Origin of the sequence: Lachnobacterium bovis, from assembly GCF_900111325.1 — a bacterium.
Lineage (GTDB): Bacteria > Bacillota > Clostridia > Lachnospirales > Lachnospiraceae > Roseburia > Roseburia bovis_A.
Genome location: NZ_FOGW01000011.1, coordinates 50,857 through 73,028, shown reverse-complemented (window position 1 = coordinate 73,028; position 22,172 = coordinate 50,857). Strand labels below are relative to the sequence as shown.

Genomic DNA, 22,172 nt, shown 5'->3' with positions numbered 1-22,172 from the left:
TTACCTCAATTGCGTTACTATAAGTTCTGTCATTTCACTAATTACTGACATAAACCTACTAGAAGCATTATATGCGGATTGATATTTAATCATTTTTGTTAGTTCCTCATCTGAAGAAACACCAATAACTTCTTGTCTCTTTTTATCTAGCGCTGCTGCAGAACGCTCTAACGTTAGACCTGCACTATGATAAGCCGAACCTCTATTAGCTGTTCTTCCAACAATCTTATCGTAAAAAGCACTTATGTTACATGGAATCGTGTCATCCGGTCCAATAATCATATCCTTAACTTCCCATGCCTGTGCAAGTTGTGCCGACAAATCTCTGTTAACTGCCCCATTTTTAGTATAACAAGGCATCAACCCCGCTTTATTTCTAATTTCAGCATTTACTTCGACTCTACTTAATGAATAATGTGTTGATGGATTATCAACTCTTTCACCATTATATACGTAGTATACCTTACCATCTGCTGCTGTTAATTTCGTATATCTATCTGAACCATATCTTACAAATAATTCGCGTGGTGGCAACTCATTATCTATTCCATATGATGCATTTTCTTCATCTAATATTAAGATAGAATTTGCTTTTCTATATGTTTTTCCAACTTTTCCATCTACTCTATCTAAATATGCGTCTTCATCTTTAAAAACAAATATATCTTCATTACCGTTTTTATCTATATGATTATAAGTGACAGTACCATTATCATACGTAAATGTAGCTGTAGTACCATCATCTAATGTACCTGTAATTGTATCCAAATTTGATTCTTTGAGTGGTGAAAAATGATTATTTACCGTCAAAACTATTTTTCTAAACAAAACAGATATTTCTGATTGAACTTCCATTATTGAACTCTTTTTTAGTTCTTTATATGGAGTTCCGTCATTATCATCACCATTCAAATACTCGTCTGTTCCGTACTCACTTCCTCGCGATAACATCAAAGCTTTCACTTTACCAATATCTGAATCATATTCTGGGGAAATAACTGCATCTAGATTAAAGACATCCTGATATCTTCCAACTCTTTTATCTGATAAATGTTTCCAATATGGGGTATAAAAACCTGTATGATCGTCTTTTCTTAGTTCAATCTCATACGCTCTATCAGTTCCTACCAATTCAATATTCTCAAATGTAATAAAAGCAAAGCCTGTTGCATCTTCTTCAACTCTAATTTTTCCATATGTTGCAAGCTCATCAATCTTAGCATCTCTAATATCTCTAACTGTCATAGCTGTCTCTAATTTTGCTGACTCAACTTTTTGTATTTCCGAATTTAATTTATATATATCTCGCGCAAGTTTATTAATATTATCAATTGAATCTTTTATCTGCTCATTTAAATTATCCTGGTAACTAATAAGATCCGAATATAACGAATCACATCTAGTTAAAAACAATTCAGTTTTCTCAATTACTAAATTTTGATTTGTTGAATTCTCTGGTTCCTTTTCATATTCCTGGAATGACTGCCATAATTCTTGTATGCTTTCTTTGAATTCCATTCCATTTAATTCCTGTAAAAAATCTTCCACCTGTTCTACTACTTCATATGATGTATTATAAAAAGAAGATCTACCTTCTTCTAATCTATATGCTTTATCTAAAAAAATATCTCTTATATGAACAACGTCACCAATAGATACTCCCAAACCATTTTGTTGCATGTTCGTTCTAGTGGTGACGTCCTTAATTCTATTATATGTTTCATCTGCAAAAATAACTTGTTCGCGCACATATCCTACGGTATTTAAATTCGCCAAGTTATTTGCGGTCGTATTAATCGCATTTTGTGCACCTCTAAGACCTGACGACCCAACATATAAACTACCAAAACCATTAGCCATACTCTCAAACCTCCCACACTAACTGTCTGCGCATTTACAACTATTGTTTAGCGTCGAAACCGCTCGTGCCCAACAAACTCCTTGTATTATTGGCATGTTCATCGTAATTGGCAGTCTCTGGTGCCTGCCGTAAACTTTTAAACAAAGTTATGTCAAAATTATTTAATTCTATAGCTTGTTCAATCAAGATTTTATTTTGTTCGTTTACTTCGTTTACCTTTGTCGCAGTTTCAATAAGATGATTTCGGGCTATGGTCAACTTCTCTTGCATTTCAGGTTGAGTATCTAACATATCGATAAGTTTAGTTACTGTCATTTCACCTTCAACCTTACCTAAGACATTTGCGATGTCTTTTAACAACTGTATCTGTTGGTTACTATAATTAACAAGCACATCACTACTCTGCTGTTCAGCGCTAGTAATTTTTTCTAGCTCTTTTATATTCGCATCAACTAATACTTGTACCTTCTTTTCTGCGTAACCAAGCATTTTTCTATAAACTCTTTCTTCTTTTTTTAAAATAGATAAAAGTTCTTCTACTAAACTAGCCACACCCTAATCCTCTCTTTTCTATAAAATAGTTATTTCTATAAATATGTCTTGAATAAACTATTAAACACTTTGAATCTTTTCAAGTAATTTTGAAGCAAAATCACTTGGATCAACATGATATTCACCAGATTGTATTTGATTTCTAAGATAATCTACCTTGTCTTCTCTTACATCCTGGCTCTCAGCTAAAGCTCTTCTAGCCACTGTATAGTCACGTCCTAAAGCTGAAATTAAAAACTGATCATTTCCCTTGTTTGTTCTTGTAGCCTGATAAACCTTGTTAGTTGAATGAGCACTGTAAATATGTGCAATCTGATTATATGCATCTATACGCACTATCTAGCATCTCCTTTCCGAAACGTCGCACACTCGAAAATCTTAAACTCTTTGACTTCCTCTTTTCAAATTTCTTAAGCATCAAATATGTTCGGTTTTTATTTAACTTATTTATCGGTTATATTTTTTTTTTACTTTAGAGTGTGGCTTTAGCCACTAAGTAGTGTGAACTTTTCTCTTTTCATTTAATATTATTACACAACTATAAACTATTGTCATTAATTTCTTAAAATTTTGTTAATTTTGTATATTCAATCTTAAATTTTTATATAATTTTCATAAAAATAATAATTATCCACATTATCAACTGTTGAAAAAATCCACCCAAAAATCAATTTAGGTGGACAATTATCCACAATAAATTGTGGATTACTCTATTTTAATAATTATAAAAATTGTATTTTATTTGCCGTTCAAAAAATTTATGATTTTAACTTTTATTTTAGCATTTCTTCAAGCGTTCTCCAGCCTAAAACAGCACATTTAACTCTTGCTGGCATGTGAGAAATATCCGATAATAACGCACATTCTTCTAAATCATCAACTTCATTTTCATTTAAGGATTCTCCTTTTATCATTTTCATAAAGTTTTCAGCAATTTCAAGTGCTTTATCTTCACTTTTTCCAATTATATTATCTAACATCATATCAACAGATGCTTGAGAAATAGCACAACCTACTCCTGTAAATGTTCCATCTTCAATCATTCCATCTTTCACTTTAAGGTACAAATAAATATTATCACCGCAACTTGGGTTAACCCCTTGCAAAACAATATCTGGGTTTTCCATTTTACCTCTATGTGATGGCGTAAGATTATGATCATTTACTATCTCTCTGTATAATTGTTTAAGCTCCATATCCCATTACCTCTCTTACTTCTTTAATTTTATCTAAAAATGTATCAACTTCATCTAGCGTATTGTAAAAATAAACACTAACTCTAGCCGTAGATGACGCTCCAAGAAATTCAACTAATGGCTGTGCACAATGATTTCCTGCTCTAACACAAATCTTATCTTCATTTAAAATTGTTGATACATCATGTGGATGCACACCATCAATTGTAAACGTCACAATACCACAATGTTTTTTAGGATCACTTGAGCCATATATTTTAACAAAATCATATTTCCTCAAACCACTCATCAATCTTTCTGTCAAAAGAAGTTCTTGATTATGTATTGCCTCAAATCCAATATTTTTTATATAATTAATTGCCTCTGCTAAACCAACAGCATCCGCTGCATTAACTGTTCCAGCTTCAAATTTATGAGGAACCTCTGCATATGTAGCGCCTTCGCGAGTTACATATTCAATCATTTCTCCCCCCACTAAAAATGGAGGCATCTTCTCAAGTAACTCAAGTCTTCCATACAAGACACCTATTCCCATAGGCGCAAGCATCTTATGTCCCGAAAATGCAAAGAAATCAGCTCCTAACTCATTGACATCAATCTCCATATGTGGTGTAGATTGCGCTCCATCAACAACGACAATTGCTCCCATTTTATGCGCATATTCTGCAATTTCCTTAACCGGATTTGTAACACCTAAAACATTTGACACATGAGCTATTGCCACAATTTTGGTTTTTGGAGTAATTTTACTTTCATATTCGCTCTTTTCAATTACGCCTTCTTTGTTAGGCTCTAAATAAATAAGTTTAGCCTTTTTTTCTTTTGCAACCATTTGCCATGGCAACATGTTACTATGATGTTCCATAATTGTAGTTACTATCTCATCACCTTCGTTAACGTTACTTAGTCCATAGCTATATGCAACTAAATTCAAAGACTCACTTGTATTTCTCGTAAAAATAATCTCTCTATTGCTTTTAGCTCCAATAAAATTCGCAACCGTTTTTCTTGCATCCTCATATCTATCAGTTGCATCGATACTTAAATCGTATAGACCTCTTAGTGGATTTGCATTTGATTTCTGATAAAAATCAACAACCGCATCAAGAACTTGTTTTGGTCTTTGACTTGTTGCTGCACTATCTAAATAAATATAATCGCTCTCAAAAATAGGAAAATCTTTTCTTATTCTTTGAACATCAAATTCATCACTTACTTTTTCAGTTATGAATGCTTCAATTTTATCCTTCTCATCATCTAATGGTAATAATTCAGCAATTGAATTTAATTGAGCCTTAATCATAATCTTTTGTGCTTCTTCTCTTGAAATTCCACGAGCCTGGAAATAAAATAACTCATCTTCTTCTAATTGTCCAATAGATGCTCCGTGTCTTCCGTCAACATCTTCTTCATGACATAAAATAAGAGGAATTGATTTATTCACAATATCAGGACTTACTAAAAGAACATCTTCTTGCTCATCACCTTTTGAGCCACTTGATCCTTTATGAAAATCAATTGTTCCTCTCCAAGTCTTTTGAGCTTCATCATTTAATGCACCTTTAAATAACATCTTAGACTCTGTTTTTTCTCCCCTTTGAGAAACAACGTAATTCATATCTAAAACTTGTTCATCCTGCATGTAATATCCCATATTATTGTTAAAAGTTGAGTCGTTACCAACAAGTTCTACAAATGCACCTGTCCAGTTTTTTTGTCCGCCTAATTCTATTTGAATCAAATCTAAATTTGCTTTTTCTTTACAAATTGATCCAATGTCATCAAAGTGCCATACCTTTTTTCCAAGGGTTTGAAGCTTAATTAATTTTAGATTTGAATTTTTCTCAACTAATACTTTTGTACTTATCGCCTCAACGCCTTTAGCATTGCTTGCTGAATCGTATGACATTATAATAGTTGCGTTTACATTTTCTTTTACATGAATAAGTTGTGAGTATACACCAACAGTATCATTTTCCTGATGAAAATTTATAATCATTGGATTCTTATCATCTAAACTTTTTTCAACAGTAATTAATTTAGTATTTATATCTTCTTTTTTTAAAAATTCATCAAAATCCTTGCCTAATCCCGTTTTGATTACTTGCTCATCCCTACCATAAGTCTGACCATTAGCAGGATTTAAGTCATTCGTTTTATCCTGAATTTCTCTATTAAAAGAGCTTGCTAATTCAACCATTTGCTCTTTTGATATATCCTTGACTGATATTCCATCAGGCTGATTTTTTATTTCAAAATTTTCATTGATTTTAGAAAAATCTTCATCCATAAAAATTTGATTGCCGTTCATTTTTAACCAATTATACGTTGTAACTGGCAATTTATTTATATTTAAATTTAAATCCATTTCTTTACGTCTCCTTTAGTTTGATTTAATCAACTATTACATATTTCTATCCATTTCAAGTTTGATTAAATTATTCATCTCAACCGCATACTCAAGCGGAAGTTCCTTAGATATTGGTTCTGCAAAGCCACTTACAATCATGCTTTTTGCATTTTCTTCACTAATTCCACGACTCATTAAATAGAAAATTGCTTCTTCTGAAATTCTACCAATCTTTGCTTCATGTCCAACTTTTGCATCGTTTGTTCTAATATCCATTCCAGGAATGGTATCAGAACGAGAAATAGAATCTAACATAAGCGATTGACAATCCACCGTTGATTTCGAATTTTTTGCATTTTTTAAAATCTTGATTGAACTTCTAAATGTTCCAATTCCACCATCTTTAGAAATCGATTTGGCATTAATTATCGAAGATGTATTAGAAGCTGCATGCACAACTTTTGCACCTGTATCAAGATTTTGTCCTTCACCTGCAAAAGTAATTCCATTGTATGTCATTTTTGAATTCTTACCACTCAATAATGTCATTGGATATAAATAAGAAACTTTCGATCCAAAAGATCCAGATACCCATTCCATTATGCCGTTTTCTTCAACTTTTGCTCTTTTAGTATTTAAGTTGTACATATTCTTTGACCAATTTTCTACAGTTGAATATCTTAATTTTGCGCCTTTTTTTACAAATAACTCAACACAACCAGCATGAAGATTAGCCACATTATATTTTGGTGCGGAACATCCTTCAATAAAGTGTAAATCTGCGCCTTCATCCACAATGATAAGAGTATGTTCAAACTGACCTGCACCTGCTGCATTTAATCTAAAATAAGACTGTAAAGGTACTTCAACTTTGACACCCTTTGGTACATAAACAAATGATCCACCTGACCAAACAGCACCGTGTAGTGCCGCATACTTGTGATCTGTAGGAGGAACAAGTGTCATAAAATATTCTTTAACCATATCTGCATATGGGCCGTTTAATGCACTTTCCATGTCTGTATAAACTACGCCAGTTTCTGCTACTTCTTTTTTCAAATTATGATATACCAGCTCTGAATCATACTGAGCACCAACACCAGCTAAAGATTTTCGCTCAGCTTTTGGTATTCCCAATTTTTCAAATGTGTTTTTTATATCATCTGGTACATCTTCCCATTTTCCTTGCATAGGAGTTTTAGATCTAACGTATGTAACTATTTTATCCATATCAAGACCTTCTATAGAAGGTCCCCAATTTGGCATCTTTTTTTCATTATATATTTTTAGCGATTTTAGTCTAAAATCAAGCATCCAATCAGGCTCATTTTTTCCTTTTGAAATTCTTCTTATTACTTCTTCATCTAAACCTTCTTTTTCTCTAACAAAATTTTCAGAGGTCTCTTTATCCTTAAAATCGTACATATTTTCAATTGTTTTTTTTAATAAAATATCTTTCTCTACCATATTCTTCTCCACTTAAAAATATTTCCGTACATATAACTTTTTTATAATTTATGCTGTTAAAAAGCGCTCAAAACCATTCTCATTAATCTCTTCAACTAAACTTGCATCACCTGTGTGGACAATTTTTCCATCTACTAAAATATGTGTATAATCAACATGTAGTGATTCAAGAATTTTAGTACTATGAGTTATAATCAATAACGCACTATCTTCTTTATTTTGGAATTCTTTAATGCCCTTTGAAACTGTTCTAACTGCATCAACATCTAATCCGGAATCTGTTTCATCTAAAATTGCAAGCTTAGGATTTAACATTAACATCTGTAAGATTTCAGCTTTCTTTTTTTCTCCACCAGAAAAACCTACATTTAAATCTCTATCTGCATATTTTTCATCCATATCCAAAAGTTCCATATTTTTGTTTAATTCTTTTCTCATTGCAAAAAGTTTAATTGGTTTTTGAGTTTGTTCATGAATAGCGTTTTTGATAAAACTTCCTAATGATATACCAGCAACTTCAAGTGGATTTTGGAATGATAAAAAGATACCTTTTCTTGCTCTTTTATCTGTTGAATCTGTAGTAATGTCTTCGCCTTCTAATGATATATTGCCTTCAGTTACTTCATATCTTGGATTTCCCATAATACTGTAACCAAGTGTTGATTTTCCTGCACCATTAGGTCCCATTATTACGTGAGTTTCACCTGGTTTAATATCTAAATTTATACCTTTTAAAATATTTTTATCTTCTACATTTACTTTTAAATTGTTTATCTTTAATAATGAATTGTTGATCATATTGTTTTCCTCTCTTATTCCTACTATTTTACTAGGATTAATGATAACACTACTTTTTGCATTTTGCAACCCATAAGATTCTTAAAAATCAATTTAATTTTTTATGTTTTTTTATTACAAAACTCTGTATTTTCTTGACAATATGCTCATTAGAAGGTATTCTATTGTAGCTAGTAGTTTTATACTTTACTAAATTAAAGTGCTAGTAAAAATAAAGGAGGAGCTGCTTTTTTCGCAGCATAAAATTATGACAATATCACAAATTGCTATGCTTATAGCGATGTCAATTTATTTGCTCGCTATGGTCGGAATAGGAATTAAACTATCTAACAAAAATGAAACTGTAAATGATTTTTACTTAGGTGGTAGACAGCTTGGCCCGTTTGTTACTGCTATGAGCGCTGAAGCTTCAGATATGAGTAGTTGGTTGTTGATGGGACTCCCAGGTGTTGCATATTTGGCAGGTGTTTCAAGTGCTGGTTATACAGCTCTCGGTCTTGCAATCGGCACCTATATCAATTGGCTTATCGTTGCTAAGAGATTACGTCGATACACTGCTGTAAACCACAGCATAACATTACCGCAATTCTTTTCAAAAAGATATCACGACAAAAAAAATATATTAGCTTTTGTAGCTGCAATAGAAATCGTAATATTCTTTATTCCATATACAGCATCAGGTTTTGCCGCATGTGGAAAATTATTTAATAGTTTATTCGGTATTAATTATCATCTTGCAATGGTAGTAAGTGCCATCGTAATCATATTATATACAACACTTGGTGGATTTTTAGCTGCTAGTACAACTGACTTAATTCAAAGTATTGTTATGACAATTGCTTTATTTATTATTTTATTATTTGGAATTAATACGGTCGGTGGAATTGATAACGTATTAGATAATGCTAAAGCTTTGCCAGGATATTTAGGCTTAACAAGTGCCTACGATCCTGTCACAAAAAGTTCGACTTCTATTTCACTTTTATCAATACTATCCAATCTCGCATGGGGTCTTGGATACTTTGGTATGCCACACATATTAGTAAGATTTATGGCTATTGAAAACGAGGAAAAAATTGCACTTTCAAGAAGAGTTGCATCTATTTGGGCTTTTATTTCAATGGCAGTATCTATTTTTATTGGTGTAATCGGATTATCTATGTCCGCACACAAAAAAATACCTGTATTACATGGTTCTGCCTCAGAAACTGTAATTGTAAAAATTTCAGCATTACTTAGTTCACATGGTACACTTTTTGCTGTTATTGCTGGTATTGTTTTATCAGGTATTCTTGCATCAACAATGTCAACATCAGATTCGCAGTTGCTAGCAGCATCTTCTGCAATCTCAAACGATATATACGTAGGATTTTTTAAAGCAAAAGTAAGCGATAAAAAATTAATTATTCTTTCTAGAATAACATTATTATTAATCGCTTTACTCGGTGTATTTTTAGCTTGGGATCCTAATAGTTCTGTATTTGGTATCGTATCGTTTGCTTGGGCTGGATTTGGAGCCACATTTGGTCCTATTGTTTTACTTGCCTTATTCTGGAGACGATCAAATATGCAAGGTTCATTATGTGGATTAATCATCGGTGGAATCATGGTATTTGTTTGGAAATTCGGTATATCAAAACTCGGTGGACTATTCGGAATTTATGAATTATTACCTGCATTTGTAATTGCTTTAATTGTAAATATCATCGTAAGTTTACTTACACAAGCTCCATCTGAAGAGGTCACAAAAGAATTTGACTCAATTTGTAAAAAATAAACAAATATTTTATATTTGCTTTTAGTTTTTATAACAAATAGTCAAAAAAAGATAATGATTTTTGGTTATTTTATTGTTAAATCCAGGTTATATTTTTGTATTTTTTGTGCTATAATTATAACTGTAAAGGAAATGCATTACATAATAAATATTCAAAATATCAATAATATAACCTACATAAAAATATACATCAATCAAGAAATAAAAAAACATTTAATATTGCTAACAGTTAACTGCCATGTTTAACATAGCAAAAGAAAAAAGAGCTTAATCATAGTACCTTTCTACACACTATGATTTCGCTCTTTTTTCTTTTTATAATTCTTTGATTCTCTTTATTACATCAATTATAATATCAGTTCTATTAAATGGGGTCATCAAATAATAACCATCAACATAATCTTTAATTTTACTAGCGATTTCAACAGATAACTCTACTGCAATCACCCTTGCTTCTTCCTTTGTTTTGCCAACATATCGTTCTATTATTTCGTCATCTACATCTATGCCATTAATTTCACTCTGCATAAATCTCGCATTTCTTTCACTTACAACTGGAATTATTCCTCCTAAAATTAAAGCTCCTTTTAATTTTTCAGTTGCGATTTTTAGGTTGTCAAATCCTCTATGCGTTAGAATCGGTTGTGTCAAAAAACCACACACACCTTCCTCCATTTTTTGTAGTGCTCGATCTAATTCTACATTAAAATTTACTGCATTAACATTTAACGCCCCATAAATATTAATCTTTCCATTTAGTAATTCTTGATTTAATGAATTTATATAACGTGCTAATTTACGTGAATTAAATTGATATACACTCTTTACTTCATCTCTTTGTGCAGAAGGAATCGGATCCCCAGTTATCACTAACACGTTTCTAATTTTTTCAGCAGACAAACCCAGAAGTAAAGCCTTTGTCGCATTAATATTTCTATCACGACAAGTCATATGTGGAATAACATCAAGTCCAAGCTCTCTTTTAACCTTACATGCCAATAAACTCGAATCCATTCTCGGCCTAGCAATTGGACAATCTGCAATTGTAATCTTATCAACGCCTGCCTCTTGTAATTTTTTGGCATTTTTCATAAAGGTAGAAGTGTCATCATTTTTAGGAGAATCTAATTCAACCGCAAAAATTTTACCGGTTTTTGAGATGTTATCACTTATCGTTTTTAGCTTATTATTATTTGTTTCAATACTATCAGCTTTAATATTATCATCTGAAAATAATAATTCTTTAATCTCGGATTTTATTTCATTAATCTTGTTGAGATTTAACTCAGCATTATGATTCACATTTTCGTCTAAACATTTTCTCTCTTTACCATCTAAATTCTGATCTGTATCAGTATTTTTTTTAAAATTATTAATTCCATCTTTAATTTTTTTAATATATTTTGGTGTCGTTCCACAACATCCACCAACTATAGATACACCCAATCCTAGTGCATATTCGATTTGCTTTTCAAAGAAATCAATATTCCCCTCAAAAAAAGTTCTATATCCTCTTACAACCGGATAACCTGCATTGGGCATAAATAAAAATGCTTTTTGTGTAATATCAAACTTATAAGTGTTAACCAATCGAAGCAACAGATTATTTAAATGGATTGCACTTGAAATACAATTCAAACCAATTGCATCAATATTTACATCATTTAAAACTTCTTCCAATAAATCTTTAACAAAAAAGCCATCTGGAGAATATCCATCTGGCATCACTCCAAATGACACCACTATTGTAGCAGCTTTTTTTCTCTGACGAATATATTTCGCAATTTCAATAACTGCGCTAGAATCACCTAACGTCTCAAAAAGGAAATTCGTTGCCCCCTCCTCTAAAAAAACGTCAACGACTTTTTTATATTCCTCAATTTGATTAACTACTTCATCTCCTGTAACCGGACCTAAATCTGCAAAAATATCAACATTACGCCTGCTTATTTCTCTAGCTTTTAAAGCTAAATTATATCCAGTTTTAATTATTTTTTCATAATCATTACCAAAATTTTCAAAAAAAGCTCCAAATGTATTAGTTTTTATTGCATCAACACCAGCATTGATATATTCTACGTGAATATCTATAACTTTTTGTGGATTCTTTAGATTAATCACTTCACATCTGTTGCTTGATTCTTCATATTTCTGGCTATAATATGTACCAAAACCACCATCAAATAAATAAACATTTTTTTCTTTAAACATAATAATCCCTATCCTATTCTTCCTATTATTCAATATGCAATATTATTAACTACGATTTTCTAGCAAATTCATTTTTTAATTGATTCTGTATTGATAACCGCATTATCCCAATACTTTTTTGGCAATATCTACAGAATCTCTTGCATCTCTCGCATAAAAATCAGCGCCTATTTCCATCGCATAATCCGGAGTCAACACAGCACCTCCCACCCAGATTTTACACTCTGGTGCTACCTTTTTTACTTCTACAATAGTTTCCTTCATAGCTGGTAATGTTGTTGTCATTAAGGCTGAAAGTCCAACTAGTGTAACATTTTCACTTAATACTGTATCAACAACCTTTTCTACCGGCACATCTCTTCCAAGGTCAATTATTTTGTATCCATAATTTTCCAAAATAACTTTAACAATATTCTTTCCAATATCATGAATGTCGCCTTTTACCGTTGCAACTATTATTTTTCCCTTGGATACACTCTCGCCTCCGCGATTTGCAATTCTTTCTTTAATCATATCAAACGCTGCACAAGCGGCATTTGCTGAATTAATAAGCTGAGGCAAAAATATCTTTTGCTTTTCATAAAGCTGACCAACTTCATCAAGTGCCGGAATTAGAAATTCATTAATAACTTCTATCTCCGTTTTGCTCCCTGATTCAATTAACTCCTTTGCCAATTTTTTTGTCTCTTCCCCAAGACCTTTTAGAACTGAAGTTGATATTTCATTTGTTTCTCCACTAACATCTGATTTATTTGATTTATCTTTTTCTGCCGAACTAACAGTTGTTGTCTCTATACGTCCTGTAAAACGTTCTATATAATTATCACAGTTAACATCTTCTCCAGATAGAACCTTAAAAGAAGACACTGCATCCATCAAGCTTAAAACATTTGGATTAATGATTGGAAAATCGAGTCCACAGTGCATTGCCTGAATCAAAAAATTTTCTGTTATATGCTTTCTTGCTGGTAATCCAAATGAAATATTACTAACTCCAAGCGTACAATGTAATCCCAGTTTTTCTTTTACCATTCGTACAGCTTTAAGTGTTTCAACAGCCTGTTCCTGCTGAGCCGAAACTGTAAGTGTAAGACAATCTATCAAAATATCATCTTTAGGAATTCCATATTCTCTTGCTCTATCATAAATATATTTTGCTTTTTCAAAACGCCCTTCTGCCGTATCTGGTATTCCATTCTCATCTAATGCGAGTCCTATAACTGCTGCCCCATATTTTTTTACCAAAGGCAATACTGCATCAAGTTTTTCATCGTCAGCGCTAACTGAATTAATTATAGGTTTACCCGCATAAACCCTTAATGCTTCCTCAATAACCTTTGGATTTGATGAATCAATTTGAAGTGGAACTGAAACAACTCCCTGCAATTCCTTAATTGCATCTTTCATCAGTTTAATTTCTTCACCACCAGGAATTCCTACATTTACATCCAAAATATCAGCACCTGCTTCCTCTTCTTCAAGTGCCACTTTACAAACGTATTCATAATCGCATTCTTCTAAAGCCTGTTTAAACCTTTTTTTACCAGTAGGATTTAAACGTTCTCCAATTACTCTTACTCCTCCAAACGTAACAACGTTTGTTGTTGAGCAAACACCGTTTTTAATTGCTCCGATTTTATTTTCTTCAACTGCGCCTAATACTTCATGATTATCTTTGTTTTCTTTTAAAGATTTATTTACGTTATCCACAAGATTTTTAATGTATGAAGGGTTTGTTCCACAACATCCTCCCATAATATCCACACCAAGCGGAATATACTCTAACATCTCCTTTGCAAAATCGACATCTTTCAAATCATATAATCCAGTCGCTGGATCAGGCAGACCTGCATTCGGTTTAATAATAATAGGCAAATTAGTCCAGTCTTTTAAAATTTTAGCAAATTTCAAAATCTCTTTAGGTCCTAACGAACAGTTAACTCCAAGTGCATCAACACCCAAGCCCGACATAGTAAGCGCCATTGACTCAACAGTAGTCCCCGTAAAAGTTCTACCATTTTTTTCAAAGGTCATAGTCACCCACACTGGTAATTTTGTGTTTTCTTTTGCAGCTAAAACTGCTGCCTTTGCATCAAGTAAATCTGTAAATGTTTCGATAACAACCAAATCTGCTCCTGCTTTTTCTCCTTCTATCATTACTTCCTTATAAACGTCATAGGCCTCTTCAAAACTTAACGTTCCTAACGGTTCTAGTAATTCTCCAATTGGTCCAACATCAAGCGCAACTCTTTTTTTAATTTTTACATCATTTTGACTTTCAAATTTATCAATTGCTTTTTTGGCTGTCTTTATTGCAGAATCAATTGCACATTTTGTATCGATTTTACAACCCTTTAATTTATGTGAATTTGCTCCAAATGTATTAGCATAAATCACATCGCTTCCTGCCTTTAGATACTTTTCATGTACTTCACATACAACCTCTGGATTATAATAACCGTATTCTTCAGGATGCTCACCAGGCTTTAAACCAACCTCCTGAAGCATTGTTCCCATTCCACCGTCTAAAAAAATAATACTATTCACTACAACTTACTCCATTTCTTCTAAATCTACAATTTTCTTTCAAATTGCAATCATTACAACTTCTTTTATTCTTTTTTACTGAACTTTTAGATATCCCCATAATTGCAGTTACTGACTTTCTTGGAATCAAGATTCCACTATCACTAACTGTAAGTCCTATTGTTTTTGCAGTATTTAATGTATCGCAAAACTGATTTTGAATTTCAATTGGTAAATCCACATACCCTGGTGAAAAACGAGTCGTTAAAAATAAACCTTCTTTAGCTACCTCTTTCCTCAAATTGGATTCAACCGTATCACAAACAGCCTCTATTAAGACACTTGCACAAGCATCCATAATAACGGCATTAGACATATTCTTGATTTGTTCTCTTCTAATTAACCTTTCAACATTTATACCTATTGTTGCAGCCATCAAAACAACTTTGTGACAACCTTTAAGATGATTTTTTATTCCATCTCCCTTTAAAAAAATGAGCTCCTTGGGAAAACTGTTTTCTTCCATCTCAAAAACTTTATAAATATATTTAGCTTCTGAAGCTTCATTAACCCTTGTAATAGAATCAAGCACTTGCTGTTTAATTCCTTCATCAAGTGCTTGATTATTGTATGCTAAGTATCTTAAAATTTCTTTAATATCACTACTTATCAATTTCACATCCATTATCACGCACTGCTCCTACTTTTATACTTTAATTCTATAAATTAAAACATAAATAGTCAAATAATATTTATAAAAAAAAAACACATTTTTCATATGATAATGTTATGCATTTATAATACAATATTTTTAATTCTAAGCACCTTCTCTTGTAAATCTTATATATTGTAAGTACAAAAAGTACTCTTGTCCCAAAAACAAGTCTTATCAATAAAAATAACCCTCCTTACTGAATTTTACGTTATCCAATAAAGAGGGTATATAAATTTTAATTATTTTCCACTATTCTATCAGCCACATAGACTCCACTAGCTGATGCGTGTGAAAGCGAATGTGTCACTCCACTACCATCACCAATAATATATAATCCCTTATATTTTGTCTCTAGATTTTCATCTATGTCAACTTCCATATTATAAAATTTAACTTCTACACCATATAACAATGTGTCATCATTAGCTGTTCCTGGTGCAATTTTATCAAGAGCATTAATCATTTCAATAATACCATCTAAAATTCGCTTTGGTAAAACAAGACTTAAATCTCCTGGTGTTGCAGCTAATGTTGGACGAACTGTGCCTTCTTCAATACGTTTTTTATTACTTCTTCGTCCTCTAATCAAATCACCAAAACGTTGAACAATTACGCCTCCACCTAGCATATTAGAAAGTCTAGCAATACTTTCTCCATATCCATTACTATCTTTAAATGGTGCTGTAAAATGCTTCGCAACAAGTAAAGCAAAGTTAGTATTTTGTGTTCTCATTTTAGGATCTTCAAAACTATGACCATTTACTGTAATTATTCCATTCGTATTTTCATTTACAACACTTCCATATGGATTCATACAAAATGTTCTAACTTTATCTTCAAACTTCTCTGTTCTATATACAATTTTGCTTTCATATAACTCATCTGTTAAATGCGAAAAAACTACAGCTGGTAGCTCAACTCTAACTCCGATATCAACACGATTAGATTTAGTTGGAATATCAAGCTCTTCACAAACATGTTGCATCCATTTACTTCCACTTCTACCAACTGATACTATACACTGTTTACAATCACAATATTCCATTTGTCCAGCTTTTTCATATACAATTCTGTATAATCCATTCTCTAGGACTTTAATTGTTTTAATTGGGGTAAAGAAATAAAAATCAACTTTATCCTTTAACTCATTATACATATTTCCTAAAACAACATAATTTTTATCAGTTCCAAGATGACGAACCGATGCATCTAATAAATTTAACTTGTTTTGAATACAAAGTTTCTTTAAATTTGTACCAGCTGTCGAATACATTTTAGTACCTTCGCCACCATGCTCAACATTTATCTGATCAACGTATTTCATTAATGAAATAGCTTTATCTTTACCTATATGCTCATACAATGTTCCACCGAAATCGTTCGTAATGTTATATTTACCATCTGAAAAAGCACCTGCTCCGCCAAATCCACTCATTATTGAACATGTTTTGCATTTTATACAACTTTTAACCTTATCGCCATCTATAGGACAATGTCTCTGTTCTAACGATGCACCTTCCTCAAAAACTGCAACGCTTAAGTTTGAATTTTTTTTCATTAATTCATAGGCAGAAAATATTCCTCCAGGTCCCGCTCCTATAATAATAACATCATAATTCATAAAAAATTACCTCCTTTTTTTATGAGTTATAGTGAACTATTTACGGTAGTTGTAGAGACGTCTGACCAATTACAGACTTATATAACCCACCTCAATATAGCACATTCTTTCTTATATATTCAACGAAAATAACGCATTATAATTAATTTGCATGATTACAATAAGCATATCTAATATATTATAATACCAGTTAGGAGGTATTAACCATGTTTTTTATATATTGTCACTTAATCTTCTATTACATTAGCAGCGATAAGTCTACGTCTAACAGATCTTCCCACTATAATTCCCACTATAACCTTTACAATATCAAAAGGAATAAATGGGAAAACGCATTGTGTAAGTGCTACCTTAAGATTACATTTCATTAAAATCATAAACCAAATTGTTCCACACCCATAAGCTAGAAGAATTCCTAAAAACATTCCAATGCCCTGGATTACAACATTTTTATAAAATCTGTGAATAAAAAATCCACTTAATAATGCCATAAAAATAAAGGATACCAAATATCCTCCTGTTGGACCAAATACTACACTAGGTCCTCCCGAGCCCCCTCCAAAAACAGATGCCCCAAATAAACCTAGCAACAAATAAATACTATAAGCAATTGTTCCTCTAACAGTTCCAATAATGTATACCGCAAGAAAAACAGCCAATGGTAAAAGAGAAATAGGCACCCGACCAATAGGTACTGAAAAAGGTCCTAAAACACATATAACTGCTGTCATCATTGCAATGGTTGTCATATTTTTTACACTAAAAAATACAGAACTATTAGATTTTTCCCTTGAGATTTTCATATTGTCCATAATTTTTGCTCCTCCTAAATTATATCAATTTTTAATAATTTACAACCACATTATAATTACAACGCTTTTGATTGTCAACCTGTTTTATTTTTGGGTTGACAATTCATTTTTTTAGTTTTATACTTGCTTTGTTAGAAAATCGTTTCAAAAAAATTATCCAATGTTTTGGGTATTTTACTTGTAAAAAAAATTGTCCTTAAGACGATAATTATATTTTTTTATTAAATAAATATTTAATATTACATTTTCCGGGAGGTTTAGTTATGAAAGTGAATTTATTAGAATTGGCAAATGAAATAATAGATGGGAAATTATTGCAAAAAGGTGATAACTTAGATTTTTTGGTCACATGTGACCTCTCTGAGCTAAAAGAAGCAGCAAACCGTATCCGCAAAGCTTTCTGTGGTGACACTGTAGATTTGTGTACTATAATTAATGGAAAAAGTGGCAATTGTGGCGAAAACTGCAAGTATTGTGCCCAGTCATCCTACAATCATACCTCTTGCAAAAATTATAATTTTTTAAATGGCGATTTAATTTTAAGAGAAGCCCGCAATAATGCTAGTGAAGGGGTAAATCGATTTGCGATTGTAACTTCTGGCAAAAGTTTAAGTGGAAAAGAGTTTGAACAAGCCCTGGACATTTATTCAAAAATAAATAAGGAGACAACTCTTTCATTGTGTGCGTCTTTGGGATTTTTAACTAAGAATCAGTTTAAAAAACTTTATGATGTTGGTGTTCGCAATTACCACGATAACATAGAAACTTCAAGAAGGTATTTTCCTCATATTTGTACTACTCATTCGTTTGACGAAAAAATAGCTACAATAAAATTAGCGCAATCTGTAGGTTTTAATGTTTGTTCTGGTGGAATTATAGGTATGGGAGAAACATGGCAAGATAGAATTGACATGGCTTTAACTTTACAAAATTTAAAAATAAAATCAATTCCTATAAATGTTTTAATGGCTATTCCAGGAACTCCTTTAGAAAACCAAGCTCCACTTTCACCTGATGAAATACTTAGAACTATCGCTATCTTTAGATTAATTAACCCTTCTGCCGACATCCGTTTAGCTGGTGGTCGTAAACTTCTTCCTAATAATGGAAAAGAAGCTTTTTCCTGTGGAATCAGCTCAACTATCACTGGAAATATGCTCACTACAAGTGGATCAACTATAAAAAGTGATAGAAACATGCTTAAACAACTTGGCCGTATTGTAATATAAAACTTTCTTTTTTTATATATTAAAAGCGCCCTATAGTGAGGTGACCCCAAAAAGTCTAACTTTTGGGGGGCGGTACATAATAGGGCCCTATTTTATTTTATATTCCTACTTAAAAACTTAAATATTAAATTTAGTTGTTTATCTCAAATCTACAACTTTTTTTGTAGGATAGAGAGTTACAACGAACTTCATATCATAATTTTTTATATTTTTCCATGTACTATCATTAAAACTATATTTGTACAAATCAAACGGTATATTTATCTGTATTTTTGAATTTTTTCTTAATGCAATAGCTGTTTGTCCTTTTAAATTTTTATTTACTTCTCCCAAAAGATTTACGTCTATACCCGCAATAACAGAAGATTTTTGTATATAGAATTCTGCAAGATTAATACCTGTCCCTTTATCTGCATTATAATTTTCTATTTCAACTTTAACATCATATACCTTATCTGGTACTTCTGTATATTTATCTTTAAGTCTATATTTTTTTAGATATTCTTTGTAATTTAATACATCAGTTTTTTTTACTTTTATACTATACCCTTTCATTGTATAGCTTAATAATATGTCATCATTCATTTTTACTGTCTCCCCTAGTTTATAATTTAAAATTCTAGGGTTTTTTATTTTCTGATTGGCCGCTTTAAAACGATAACAATATATTACACTTGCAGCAATAATTACACTTACAATTAGTAATATTTTTCTTATTTTATTTTTACTCATTCCAACTCCTCCACTTCTTTCAATACTCCATTTTCCATAAAAAGTATCTTGTTCGAATATGAATATAATTTTTTTTCATCATGACAAGTCATTATTATTAGCTTACCTTTTTGTTTTTCTTCTTTAATTATCTTATCAAATAATTCAACACCCTTTGTATCTAAAGCATTTAATGGCTCATCAAATAATATAATTTCTGGATTTTCCACTATAGCTGCTGCAATACCTAAACGTTGCTTCATACCTAATGAATATTTCTTATATTTTCTTTTATCATCTGGTTCTAATCCCACTCTCAAAAGAGTTTCTCTAATTTCATCATCTCCCACTATGTCATTCAAGGAAGTTAACAGTTTTAAATTGTTAAATCCCGTATACGAATCTATAAAAGAAGGATTTTCTATTAAAACACCAATACTCTTAGGAAAAGAAATCTCTTTCCCCAATATTTTCCCCTCATACAGTACCTTCCCTTCTGTTGGATAAATAAGACCTGAAATCATCCTTAAAAGCATTGTCTTTCCTGATCCATTCACTCCCTTTATGCCATATACGTTTCCTTTTTCAAATTTAAAGCTTACACTTTTTAATACACTATTATGCCTTATAATCTTAGTTACATTTTCTAGTTCTACCACTTTTTTATTCCTCCAAAAATCACTTTTTTATTATGTCATATTTTCTTAGGGTAAACATTCCCAAAATAATGCATAATACAACAATAAACAAATCAATGATTATTGCCCACTGACTATCTATTCCACCTTCTATACATAATTTATTTCTTTTTATCATTGCATAATTCCCTATCAATAAAATATTTTTATAATAAGTAGATGCAAACAACCACGTTACTATAACTAAAAAAGCGTGCGTTTCTTTCATAAATAAAGTTAAAATTAGTTGCAAGAAATTAGCTGCAAGAGCCGTAAAAAAAGGTGCCACAATAATAAATAATATTATGTCAATTTGACTAATACTAATAAAAGATAAATCAATTAATTTTTCATTCACCGTATTTGAAAAATTAATTGATATTGGGATTTTTAGCAACAAACAATCTAGCAAAATTGCGCAATAAATTATTGCAAAATAAAGTACTGTACTGACAATAACCCACACACATTTAGAACACCACCACAAATTCCTTTCATGCATTCTAAGTATCACTTGTACTCCATGACCCAAAAGATTACTTTTTGCATAATCCATAACTATAAAAACTTCGAATACAAAAAGCAAAAGCCATTCAATAGGAAATACAAACGCACTATTTACCTCTGGATTAAACTGCTCTTTCCCAGCAAATAAATACATAAATATATTTATAACTGTCAATCCTTTAGTATTAGCTAATCCCCTTTGCACTAAATTATAATAATATCCTAATCCTCCTAACACTGCTCCAACAAACACTAGAAAGTATAGATACCATCGCTTTAAAATTCCTATTTTTATATCATATTTTAATAATTTATACAACTTCATATTTTCGACCTCTAATAAAAATTATTCCTAATGATATACTCATAATTAAAACGATGTATATACACACTACCCACGTATACGTATTATTAGAAACTGGAAGAGCTTGTAAAAATTTTATTGGAGAATACTCCGCTCCTAGTAAAAAATTATCATCTACATAATCTATTACTAGCAAAAACAAAAAAGGAAACATTATAACTGAAATTTTTTTCTTAAATATAAAAGCTAATGCCACGCAAGACGACGCAATTAATCCAGCAAATAAACTGTCTATTAATGTATATAATACGCAATATAAAAATGGATTATCGTAATATAAATCAGCCCACATGCATCCCTGTCCAATTACTCCATACGGATAAATACTATCCATTTTTATAGCAGGCAGAAACATACTTAATATTAAAAAAGATAATACTAAGGAAAAAAATATAATACAAGCTCCAGATATAAAACAAGCAATATATTTTGCCATAAAAACATTCATTCTAGATGTTCTAATAAGCACGTTTTGTGTATAACCTTTCTTTATTTCAGAAATTAAAGACCATCCATATGGTAAGACCACAAAGATTGGCATCAAAAAGTAAAAGGCACTTGTATAAAACGATACAACATCCGTACCAATCCAATTATAAAAAACAGACATAGACGTCAACATACAATTTTCATTTGAACCCTTTTCTATAAAATTATTATATTCTATTCTGAAGTCATAAATACTCACAACTGAATGAACTAGTACCAACAAAAATAAAAAAAATGCAGTCATTAGCATCATTTTATTTTTAAATGCTTTATTTAATTCTACTCTCAATACTTTAAAAAACATTATGC

The 22,172-nt window shown here is 31.4% G+C and carries 18 protein-coding genes, 1 pseudogene and 1 riboswitch; of the genes and pseudogenes, 2 read left to right on the top strand and 17 right to left on the bottom strand.

Annotation, left to right across the window (positions count from 1 at the left end; all coding sequences use genetic code 11):
* From BMY79_RS06035 to sufC, 8 genes and pseudogenes are all read right to left on the bottom strand, one after another.
* The gene (locus BMY79_RS06035) at positions 1–1,860 is read right to left on the bottom strand and encodes a flagellar hook-associated protein FlgK (RefSeq protein WP_022749565.1); all 1,860 of its coding nucleotides are present in this window, start codon (positions 1,858–1,860) and stop codon (positions 1–3) included.
* A gap of 40 nt (positions 1,861–1,900) precedes the next feature.
* Positions 1,901–2,413, bottom strand: a complete 513-nt coding sequence (locus tag BMY79_RS06030; protein ID WP_022749567.1) for a flagellar protein FlgN — start codon at positions 2,411–2,413, stop codon at positions 1,901–1,903.
* A 60-nt stretch (positions 2,414–2,473) separates the two neighbouring features.
* Positions 2,474–2,749: a flagellar biosynthesis anti-sigma factor FlgM gene (gene flgM / locus BMY79_RS06025; protein WP_074730588.1), complete on the bottom strand. Its 276-nt coding sequence runs from the start codon at positions 2,747–2,749 to the stop codon at positions 2,474–2,476.
* 437 nt (positions 2,750–3,186) lie between these two features.
* On the bottom strand, positions 3,187–3,609 hold the full coding sequence (gene sufU, locus BMY79_RS06020) for a Fe-S cluster assembly sulfur transfer protein SufU (RefSeq protein ID WP_022749569.1): 423 nt from the start codon (positions 3,607–3,609) through the stop codon (positions 3,187–3,189).
* The gene (locus tag BMY79_RS12560; protein WP_027430026.1) at positions 3,599–4,798 is read right to left on the bottom strand and encodes an aminotransferase class V-fold PLP-dependent enzyme; all 1,200 of its coding nucleotides are present in this window, start codon (positions 4,796–4,798) and stop codon (positions 3,599–3,601) included. Before BMY79_RS12560 ends, sufU begins: the two co-directional genes overlap by 11 nt.
* A gap of 114 nt (positions 4,799–4,912) precedes the next feature.
* Positions 4,913–5,608 (bottom strand): annotated as a pseudogene (locus BMY79_RS12555) (SufB/SufD family protein); the annotation flags it as partial.
* 405 nt (positions 5,609–6,013) lie between these two features.
* Entirely contained in the window at positions 6,014–7,426 is a 1,413-nt protein-coding gene (sufB, locus tag BMY79_RS06005; RefSeq protein ID WP_074730587.1) for a Fe-S cluster assembly protein SufB, read from the bottom strand.
* A gap of 48 nt (positions 7,427–7,474) precedes the next feature.
* Positions 7,475–8,224 carry a Fe-S cluster assembly ATPase SufC gene (gene sufC / locus BMY79_RS06000; RefSeq protein ID WP_022749573.1) on the bottom strand — a complete coding sequence of 250 codons (750 nt, stop codon included), beginning with the start codon at positions 8,222–8,224 and terminating at the stop codon, positions 7,475–7,477.
* 247 nt (positions 8,225–8,471) lie between these two features.
* Here sufC and BMY79_RS05995 point away from each other — a divergent pair, with 247 nt between their 5' ends.
* Positions 8,472–10,001 (top strand): sodium/proline symporter, encoded by a 1,530-nt coding sequence (locus BMY79_RS05995; protein ID WP_074730586.1) that lies wholly within the window; start codon positions 8,472–8,474, stop codon positions 9,999–10,001.
* Between the two features lie 315 nt (positions 10,002–10,316).
* Here BMY79_RS05995 and BMY79_RS05990 read toward each other — a convergent pair whose 3' ends face one another.
* From BMY79_RS05990 to BMY79_RS05970, 5 genes are all read right to left on the bottom strand, one after another.
* Positions 10,317–12,212: a bifunctional homocysteine S-methyltransferase/methylenetetrahydrofolate reductase gene (locus tag BMY79_RS05990; RefSeq protein WP_074730585.1), complete on the bottom strand. Its 1,896-nt coding sequence runs from the start codon at positions 12,210–12,212 to the stop codon at positions 10,317–10,319.
* A gap of 102 nt (positions 12,213–12,314) precedes the next feature.
* Positions 12,315–14,759, bottom strand: coding sequence for a homocysteine S-methyltransferase family protein (locus BMY79_RS05985; RefSeq protein ID WP_074730584.1), 2,445 nt, complete (start codon positions 14,757–14,759; stop codon positions 12,315–12,317).
* Entirely contained in the window at positions 14,752–15,423 is a 672-nt protein-coding gene (locus BMY79_RS05980) for a vitamin B12 dependent-methionine synthase activation domain-containing protein (protein ID WP_027422194.1), read from the bottom strand. The genes BMY79_RS05985 and BMY79_RS05980 overlap by 8 nt, the downstream gene beginning before the upstream one ends.
* A 265-nt stretch (positions 15,424–15,688) precedes the next feature.
* Positions 15,689–17,074, bottom strand: a complete 1,386-nt coding sequence (locus tag BMY79_RS05975; protein WP_074715942.1) for an NAD(P)/FAD-dependent oxidoreductase — start codon at positions 17,072–17,074, stop codon at positions 15,689–15,691.
* Positions 17,075–17,083: 9 nt separating this feature from the next.
* Positions 17,084–17,179: riboswitch (purine riboswitch) on the bottom strand.
* A 122-nt stretch (positions 17,180–17,301) separates the two neighbouring features.
* The gene (locus BMY79_RS05970; RefSeq protein ID WP_242838545.1) at positions 17,302–17,886 is read right to left on the bottom strand and encodes a biotin transporter BioY; all 585 of its coding nucleotides are present in this window, start codon (positions 17,884–17,886) and stop codon (positions 17,302–17,304) included.
* A 263-nt stretch (positions 17,887–18,149) separates the two neighbouring features.
* Here BMY79_RS05970 and bioB point away from each other — a divergent pair, with 263 nt between their 5' ends.
* Positions 18,150–19,115: a biotin synthase BioB gene (gene bioB / locus BMY79_RS05965; RefSeq protein ID WP_330390103.1), complete on the top strand. Its 966-nt coding sequence runs from the start codon at positions 18,150–18,152 to the stop codon at positions 19,113–19,115.
* A 138-nt stretch (positions 19,116–19,253) separates the two neighbouring features.
* On the opposite strand, the gene BMY79_RS05960 is transcribed toward bioB, so the two are convergent.
* From BMY79_RS05960 to BMY79_RS05945, 4 genes are read right to left on the bottom strand one after another with little or no spacing between them, the layout of a single operon-like run.
* The gene (locus tag BMY79_RS05960; protein ID WP_074730583.1) at positions 19,254–19,847 is read right to left on the bottom strand and encodes a DUF5028 domain-containing protein; all 594 of its coding nucleotides are present in this window, start codon (positions 19,845–19,847) and stop codon (positions 19,254–19,256) included.
* Positions 19,844–20,485, bottom strand: a complete 642-nt coding sequence (locus BMY79_RS05955) for an ABC transporter ATP-binding protein (RefSeq protein WP_022749105.1) — start codon at positions 20,483–20,485, stop codon at positions 19,844–19,846. Before BMY79_RS05955 ends, BMY79_RS05960 begins: the two co-directional genes overlap by 4 nt.
* A 19-nt stretch (positions 20,486–20,504) precedes the next feature.
* The gene (locus BMY79_RS05950; protein WP_074730582.1) at positions 20,505–21,335 is read right to left on the bottom strand and encodes a hypothetical protein; all 831 of its coding nucleotides are present in this window, start codon (positions 21,333–21,335) and stop codon (positions 20,505–20,507) included.
* On the bottom strand, positions 21,322–22,167 hold the full coding sequence (locus tag BMY79_RS05945) for a hypothetical protein (protein WP_022749107.1): 846 nt from the start codon (positions 22,165–22,167) through the stop codon (positions 21,322–21,324). The genes BMY79_RS05950 and BMY79_RS05945 overlap by 14 nt, the downstream gene beginning before the upstream one ends.
* Positions 22,168–22,172: the final 5 nt, after the last annotated feature.